Source organism: Halochromatium sp. (genome assembly GCF_046541315.1).
Lineage (GTDB): Bacteria > Pseudomonadota > Gammaproteobacteria > Chromatiales > Chromatiaceae > Lamprobacter.
In genome coordinates, this window is record NZ_JBKHDN010000144.1 from 1 (window position 1) to 7,429 (window position 7,429).

5 protein-coding genes are annotated in these 7,429 nt (G+C 63.4%); 2 read left to right on the forward strand and 3 right to left on the reverse strand.

Features of this window, described 5'->3' with window-relative positions:
- From soxB to soxA, 3 genes are all read right to left on the reverse strand, one after another.
- Positions 1 to 1,607, reverse strand: a 1,607-nt coding sequence (gene soxB / locus ACLFQI_RS09955; protein WP_410758965.1) for a thiosulfohydrolase SoxB, incomplete at its 3' end; no start/stop codon positions are given.
- A gap of 353 nt (positions 1,608 to 1,960) precedes the next feature.
- Positions 1,961 to 2,635: a sulfur oxidation c-type cytochrome SoxX gene (gene soxX / locus ACLFQI_RS09960; protein ID WP_410758967.1), complete on the reverse strand. Its 675-nt coding sequence runs from the start codon at positions 2,633 to 2,635 to the stop codon at positions 1,961 to 1,963.
- 40 nt (positions 2,636 to 2,675) lie between these two features.
- Complete coding sequence (gene soxA / locus ACLFQI_RS09965) at positions 2,676 to 3,518, reverse strand: sulfur oxidation c-type cytochrome SoxA (protein ID WP_410758972.1); 843 nt, start codon at positions 3,516 to 3,518, stop codon at positions 2,676 to 2,678.
- Positions 3,519 to 4,109: 591 nt separating this feature from the next.
- On the opposite strand from soxA, the gene ACLFQI_RS09970 reads away from it, so the two are divergent.
- Both ACLFQI_RS09970 and ppsA read left to right on the forward strand, forming a co-directional pair.
- Positions 4,110 to 4,778 carry a rhodanese-like domain-containing protein gene (locus tag ACLFQI_RS09970; protein ID WP_410758969.1) on the forward strand — a complete coding sequence of 223 codons (669 nt, stop codon included), beginning with the start codon at positions 4,110 to 4,112 and terminating at the stop codon, positions 4,776 to 4,778.
- Between the two features lie 101 nt (positions 4,779 to 4,879).
- Complete coding sequence (ppsA, locus tag ACLFQI_RS09975; RefSeq protein ID WP_410758971.1) at positions 4,880 to 7,264, forward strand: phosphoenolpyruvate synthase; 2,385 nt, start codon at positions 4,880 to 4,882, stop codon at positions 7,262 to 7,264.
- Positions 7,265 to 7,429: the final 165 nt, after the last annotated feature.

The following is a 7,429-nucleotide window of genomic DNA, read 5'->3' on the forward strand; positions in this document are numbered from 1 at the left end:
TAGGTCTTGTCGGCCTCGATCTTGGTGCCGTCATCGAGCCGCATCTCGGTGATGCGCTCACCCATCCCGGCCGCTGGATCGCAGACGTAATCGAGGCCACCGACACGCACCATGTCGCCGCCCTGCTGCACATAGGGATCGACATTGAACAGGTTGTCGCAGACGTCCTCCAGGATCGCCTTGAGATCGGCGCCCGACATCTCGCGGCGATAGGTCTCCGGATAGGTGATACAGGTCTGATCCATCACATGTTCCATGGTGATCTTCTGCCCGGGCAGCACGGTGGTGCCCCAACGGAAGCCCGGCGAGAGGCTGATCTGGGCATCGTTGACCCTGCGCAGCGCGTCGCAGATCACCTGGTCGAAGGTGCCGTTGAAGTTGCCCCGGCGATAGAGCATCTCCTCGGCCGTGGCCAATTCCTCGTTCAGCTCGTCCAGATAGGGCGCGCGCACCTCCTCGATGTAGGCGGCCATCTCGGCATTGGGCTTGAGCAGGTTCGAGAACACCGGCAGCAACCGATAGCGATAATCACGCAGCTTGCCGTTCTTGACGTCGAGATCCATCACGCCGAGGAACTTGCCGTTCGAGCCGGCATTGGTCACCAGGGTCTTGCCCTTGGCATTGTCGACGATCGACGGCGCGGGCATGCCGTCGTGGGTATGGCCGCCGAAGATCGCGTCGATGCCGGTCACCCGCGAGGCCATCTTCAGGTCCACGTCCATGCCGTTGTGCGAGAGCACCACGACCACATCGGGCTTTTCTTCGTCGCGGATCTGGTCGACGACCGCCTGCATGCGCTGATCCTGGATCCCGAAGGTCCAGTCCGGGATGAAGCGCGACGGATTGGCGATCGGCGTGTAAGGGAAGGCCTGACCGATCACCGCGACGCGCGCGCCACCGACCTCCTTGATCACAGAGGGCTTGAAGGCGAGACCGGCATCCTCTTGGAAGCCGGCAAAGTCCTCGAAGCGATAATCGAACAGCGCCTCCTCGCGCACCGCCACGTTCTGCGCCACGAAGTCGCCATGGAAGGCCTCGATATTCTTGATCACCTCCTCGTCGAGATAGGTGAACTCCCAGTGCCCGGTCATCACCTCGACGCCGAGGCGATTGCTCGCGCCGACCATGTCCATGCCGCGGGTCCAGTAGGCGCTGCCCGAGCCCTGCCAGGTGTCGCCGCCGTCCATCAGCAGGGTATTGCCATCGCCGCGCTCGGCGCGCAGGCGATCGACCAACGTCTTCAGATGCGCGAAGCCGCCGATGGTGCCGTAGGTCTCGGCCGCGTCGGCGAAATCGAGATAGGTAAAGGCGTGCGCCTGGATCGAGCCCGGCTCGATGCCGAACTGTTTCAGGAGCGCCTCGCCGACGAGATGCGGCGCCTTGCCGAAGGCCGGACCCATGCCGAGGTTGACGTTCGGCTCGCGGAAGTAGACCGGGTTGAGCTGCGCGTGACAGTCGGTCATGTGCAACAGGGTCAGATTGCCGAACTTGGGCACCTCGTAGAGATCGCCCGGCTGCTTGGCCTCGGCGAACACCGAGCGCGGCAACAGCCCGGCGGCACCGGCCAGGCCCAAGAGACGAACGAATTCGCGGCGAGAAATAGTCATTGAGTGCTCCCCTCCTCCCGATAGTCTGCTGATCGTTCCGCCGCGCCCTACGCAGGCTGACGCTCAGCGCGGCTGCAAGCGGACGCTAGTATAGCCATTCGCCCTGACGCGCGGACACGAACATCCGGTGGAATCTGGGCTCCTGGGTCAGGGTTGTCCGGCGATCGGGTCGAGCGGCCATGTGCACGCGCGTTGCCGTCGATGACCATCGGTTTGGCATCGCCGCGCGCCCGACTGGCCAGCGCAAAGACAGGCGCTACAGTTGCAGAATACGACTCATCAGGCGTTGGGCATTGACCAGCGAGAACTCCCAGCAGCCGTCATGCCCCCACACTCGGGGGGCACACGAGAGGTCACTGATTGACCGGCGACTCCGGATCGAGCAGATAGGCCATGATATCGGCGATCGACTGCTGATCGAGGTAGCCGCTAGAGCCGAATCTCGGCATATTGGTGCAGGGGAAGGCCGAGTGCGCGTTGTAAATCACGTCATAAGTGTATTTCCTGATCGCCTCGCTGTTGCCGCGAACCTTGCCAAAACCGACAAGACTGGGACCGAGCGAGCCGCCGGTGCGATCGGTACCGATCTGGTGGCAGTTGTAGCAGTTACCGCCGACCTCGTTGTTCTCGTGATCATCCACCTTATGGCCGATTCGGTAGCCATAACCGGACCACGCCAGCTCCTGGCCCCGCTTCCAGTCGCCGAGTTCGATGCCGTCCTCTGGATAGACGATGGTCTCGCGCGCTTGCTTGCTGACCTCGAGCAGCGTCTCCATGTCCGGCTTGCCACCGCCGACGATCGAGCAGATCTTTTGTAATTTATCCTGCACCATGCGTTGGCGCGCCGTGCCGCCTTCCTGGACCTCTTGATCCAGCCTGAAGCTCTCGGTCTCGAAGATGAGGTGCTCGGCGAGTTCCTCGGGCGTCATCTTGGTGTAATCGACCTCGTCGGCAACGGCCGACAGGACGGGAAGCGATAGGGCGACAAGGCTGCCAAGCAGGATCGCCGGAATACTCTCTTTTGACATCGTGTTAAATCTCCTCTCAATCGCCTTCAGGCGACGATGATCAGCGCTTCATATCGGACAGGATCGCCGGCTGGCCGCGGGCGGCGTCGGTCCAGTAGCTGAGCATCGCGATGCTTGCATCGGAGCCAGGGATCGGTGATGCTTGCCGCATCTGCCAATAGCAACCGCGCAGGCGGTGTTGGCTACTGCGGACATGGTCTTGACCGACGCGAAATGCCGGCCAGGAGATCGCCTTGGTCCACTCCTCCGGGACATTTTTATTCGGCAGCACCGAGGCGCGGATGCGCTTACTGGTCTCGGAGTGGCAGGTACTGCAGGCAAAATCGGCCTTGCCAGCTTTCCGGTAGAACATGACCTTGCCGGCATCGCGCATGGCCTTCTCCAGCGGATGCTCCATCGGTGGGTTCCAGGCGTAGCCACTCGATTGGCTGGCGATATAGGTCTGCAACTTCATGTGATCGGAGTCGCTGCCATGGCGCTCTTTCACCTCGGGATCATCCGGACTGAAGCCTTGCAGCGTCACCATGCAGTGCACCAGGCGCGTCTCGAGATCCATGACCTTGCCGGTATCCTCGAAGTAACGCGGCAGCTCGGCATAGGCCCCCTCCAGCACGCCCGGACCCTTGCCGAAATCGCATTCCTCCAGCGAGACGTTGTTCGGCCCCCGGGCCTCCTCGAACAGGGCCTCGCCATCCATCGCGGTCCACTGCGCCGGGCTGTCGGCCATCATCATCAGATTCTGGTCGCTCTGCGTCAGATAACCAGATTCGGTGCGAGCGATCAGGCCTTTCAGCACATCCAGCGGTTCTTGATAGGAGCCAACAGCGGCTTTCGCGGCCTCGCCCTCGGCCTTGCGCGCCTCTTGCTTGGCGAGCAACTCCATCGCCAGCGCATCCTGGCGGCGCGCCCATTCGGCATACTGGAGCGCGCGTGTGTACTGACGCGAGGGCAATACCGCCTCGGCCTGTTCGATCATCTCGTCGGTGGGGCTGCCGGTGACGCCAGCGGCGATGGCCTCCTCGCGCGTCTGCTTGGCCTCGGCGATGGCGGACTCGGCCTCTTCGCGCGTCGTCGCCCACACCGTGAGCGGGATCAGCGCCACCAGCAGCAGGATCAATGCATCCCGCCCAAGGCGTCGCGCCCGCCCGCTCGGTCGCAGTGATCGTTGGGATCGATTCGCAGTGTTTCCTCCTAGCGCGTCGCTGAGCGACTGGAACAGCTTCGGCAGTAACGGTCTTAGCATTGAAACCTCGTGTGACAACAGCATGGGTTATTGTTAGTCATTGCCAGGATGGCGCATCCTGGACAGTCGAGCATCCTGCAAATACCCAACCATCGATGTCAAGAAAGAATAGAACATTAGAATGTTAGCAATCAGCGATCTTGTCGCGACTCATCGACTCGATCCCCCATAATGTCTTGTTAAATCGAGTTCTTGGCCAATCCTCCAAACTCTTCTCAAGGAGTCTCCGCCGTGATCATCCGTCATCTCCTCACCCTCGTCACGCTGCTGCTCATCGGCCCTTTGGCGTTCGCCGCCGACAACAAGATCGCACCGACGCTCGACAGCGTCGAGGTCACCCACAATGGCGAAACCCTGACGATCACGCGCGGCGCGGATCGCGACGCCACCCTGCCGGAGCCGTTCCAGAAGACCGACCGCGGCTGTCCGCCCTTCTGCGTGCAGCCGATGCAGGCGGTTCCCGGCGTCGCCACGATCGGCGAACTCGAGGTGCTGGACTACCTGAGCCGCATCCATCAGGGCGATGACTCGATCCTCGTGGTCGACTCGCGCACGCCCGATTGGGTGATGCGCGGCACCATCCCGGGCTCGGTCAACATCCCCTGGAACCGGCTGAACACCGATTTCGGCGGAAACTTGGAACAGGCCGGCGAGGCCGACAGCCTGACCCGGATCATGACCGAGCGATTTGGCGCCAGCCAGGACCCGGCCACCGGTCAGTGGCGGTTCGCTGACGCCAAGACCCTCGTGCTCTTCTGCAATGGCATCTGGTGCGCGCAATCGACCGCCAACATCAAGACACTGGTCGGCCACGGCTATCCGGTCGACAAACTCAAGTGGTACCGAGGCGGCATGCAGGACTGGCTCAGCGCCGGCCTGACCAGCGTGACGCCCGAGTAGCGCCAGCGCCTGCGGCCCAACCCAATTGATGCACCGCACAATCCACGGCTCGCCAATCGTCTATAGTGTAGCGTTTTGGCAATTCGGAGGCACCGAGAGCAATGACCGATTATGTGCGTTGGCTGAGTGAGTTGGGTATGGACGACGTCCCCGTCGTCGGTGGCAAGAACGCCTCGCTCGGCGAGATGATTCAACATCTGACCCAGCTAGGGGTCCGGGTTCCGGGCGGTTTCGCCACCACCGCGCAGGCCTACCGCGACTTCCTCGCCGTCGACGATCTGGCCGGGCGCATCGCCGCCGAGCTGGAGGCACTCGATGTCGACGACATCGCCGCGCTCAGCGCCGCCGGTCCGCGCATCCGCGGCTGGATCATCGAGCAGCCGTTCCAGCCCGAGCTGGACCAGGCCATCGAGGCGGCCTATGCCGAACTCGCCGACAAGACCGGCAGCGCCGCCGACACCACCTGGGCGGTGCGCTCCTCGGCCACCGCCGAGGATCTGCCCGATGCCTCCTTTGCCGGCCAGCAGGAGACCTTCCTCAACATCCACGGCCTCGACAACGTCAAGCACGCGATCAAGGAGGTCTTCGCCTCGCTCTACAACGATCGCGCCATCTCCTACCGGGTCCACAAGGGCTTCACCCATGCTGAGGTCGCGCTCTCGGCCGGCATCCAGCGCATGGTGCGCAGCGATCTGGCCGCCAGCGGCGTGATGTTCACGCTGGATACCGAATCCGGCTACAACGATGCGGTGTTCATCACCGCCAGCGTCGGTCTCGGCGAGATGGTGGTGCAGGGCGCGGTCAATCCGGACGAGTTCTATGTCCACAAGCCGACGCTCGCCGCTGGCCGGTCGGCCATCCTGCGCCGCAGCGTCGGCGACAAGGCCATGCGCATGGTCTTCGCCGAGCCGGGCAGCCGCGAACCGGTGCGCACCGAACAGACGCCAACCGAGCTGCGCGGGCAATTCTCGATCGACGACGCCGAGGTCGAGGCGCTGGCCAAGCAGGCGGTGCTGATCGAGCAGCATTACCAGCGCCCGATGGACATCGAATGGGCCAAGGACGGCATCGACGGCCAGCTCTACATCGTCCAGGCGCGACCGGAGACGGTGCAGAGCCGCAGTGGTCAGGTGGTCGAGCGCTATCGCCTGAAGGAGACCGGTGGCGAGATCCTGGCCACCGGGCGCAGCATCGGCGGGCGCATCGGTGCCGGCAAGGCGCGGGTGGTCGGCTCCATCCGCGACATGGATCAGGTGCGGGCCGGCGACGTGCTGATCACCGACATGACCGACCCGGACTGGGAGCCGGTGATGAAGCGCGCCGCCGCCATCGTCACCAACCGTGGCGGGCGCACCTGCCACGCCGCGATCATTGCCCGCGAATTGGGCGTGCCGGCGGTGGTCGGCTGCAACGATGCGACCGACAAGATCGCCGATGGTCAGGCGGTGACGGTCTCCTGCGCCGAGGGCGATACCGGTTATATCTACGACGGCGAGCTTGAGTTCGAGCACAAGGTGGTCGAGCTGGAGAAGATGCCCGAGGTGCCGGTCAAGGTGATGATGAACGTCGGCAACCCGGAGCGCGCCTTCGGCTTCGCCTCGCTGCCGAACGCCGGCGTTGGGCTGGCCCGGCTCGAGTTCATCATCAACAACAGCATCGGTATCCATCCGAAGGCGCTGCTGGAGTACGACCAGCTCCCCGACGACCTCAAGGCCGAGATCGCCCCGCGCATCAGCGCCTATCCGAGCCCGCGCGAGTTCTTCGTGATGCGCCTGGCCGAGGGCATCGCCACGCTGGCGGCCACCTTCGCGCCGAATCCGGTCATCATCCGGATGTCGGACTTCAAGTCCAACGAGTACGCCAACCTGATCGCCGGCCCGCGCTACGAGCCCGAGGAAGAGAACCCGATGATCGGCTTCCGCGGCGCCGGACGCTATGTCTCGGACAGCTTCAAGGCCTGCTTCGAGATGGAATGCGAGGCGTTGAAGGTCGTGCGCAACACGATGGGCCTGACCAACCTGCAGATCATGATCCCGTTCGTGCGCACGCTGAATCAGGCCAAGGCGGTCAGCGAGGCACTCGCCGAGCAAGGGCTCAAGCGCGGCGAGAATGGGCTCAAGCTGATCATGATGTGCGAGATCCCGTCCAATGCCGTGCTCGCCGAGCAATTCCTCGAGTACTTCGACGGCTTCTCGATCGGCTCCAACGACATGACCCAGCTCACCCTCGGCCTCGACCGCGACTCGAGCCTGGTCGCCGCCGACTTCGAGGAGCGCGACCCGGCGGTCAAGGCGATGCTGTCGATGGTCATCCAGGCCTGCCGCAAGCAGGGCAAGTACGTCGGCATCTGCGGCCAAGGCCCCTCGGACCATCCCGACTTCGCCGACTGGCTGGTCAAGGAAGGCATCGAGAGCGTCTCGCTGAACCCGGATACCGTGATCGATACCTGGCTGTATCTGGCGGAGCATCTTGAGCAGACAGGGTGACGGTCAGGATCAATAAGCGACCGGCCGCAGGGAGCTGGGCAGCGACGCCCTGCGGCACGAAGCGCTATTGATCGATCACCAACGCTGGCGCTGAGTGTCGAGTAGCGCACAACCATCAGGTGAACCCATGGCTTCATTGGCCTATCAATTCAGCCTTTACGAGCA

Coding starts and splice junctions, on each gene's coding strand:
- soxX (WP_410758967.1), bottom strand. CDS start 2,635: ATGTCAAAAGAGAGTATTCCGGCGATCCTGCTTGGCAGCCTTGTCGCC.
- soxA (WP_410758972.1), bottom strand. CDS start 3,518: ATGGAGTTGCTCGCCAAGCAAGAGGCGCGCAAGGCCGAGGGCGAGGCC.
- ppsA (WP_410758971.1), top strand. CDS start 4,880: ATGACCGATTATGTGCGTTGGCTGAGTGAGTTGGGTATGGACGACGTC.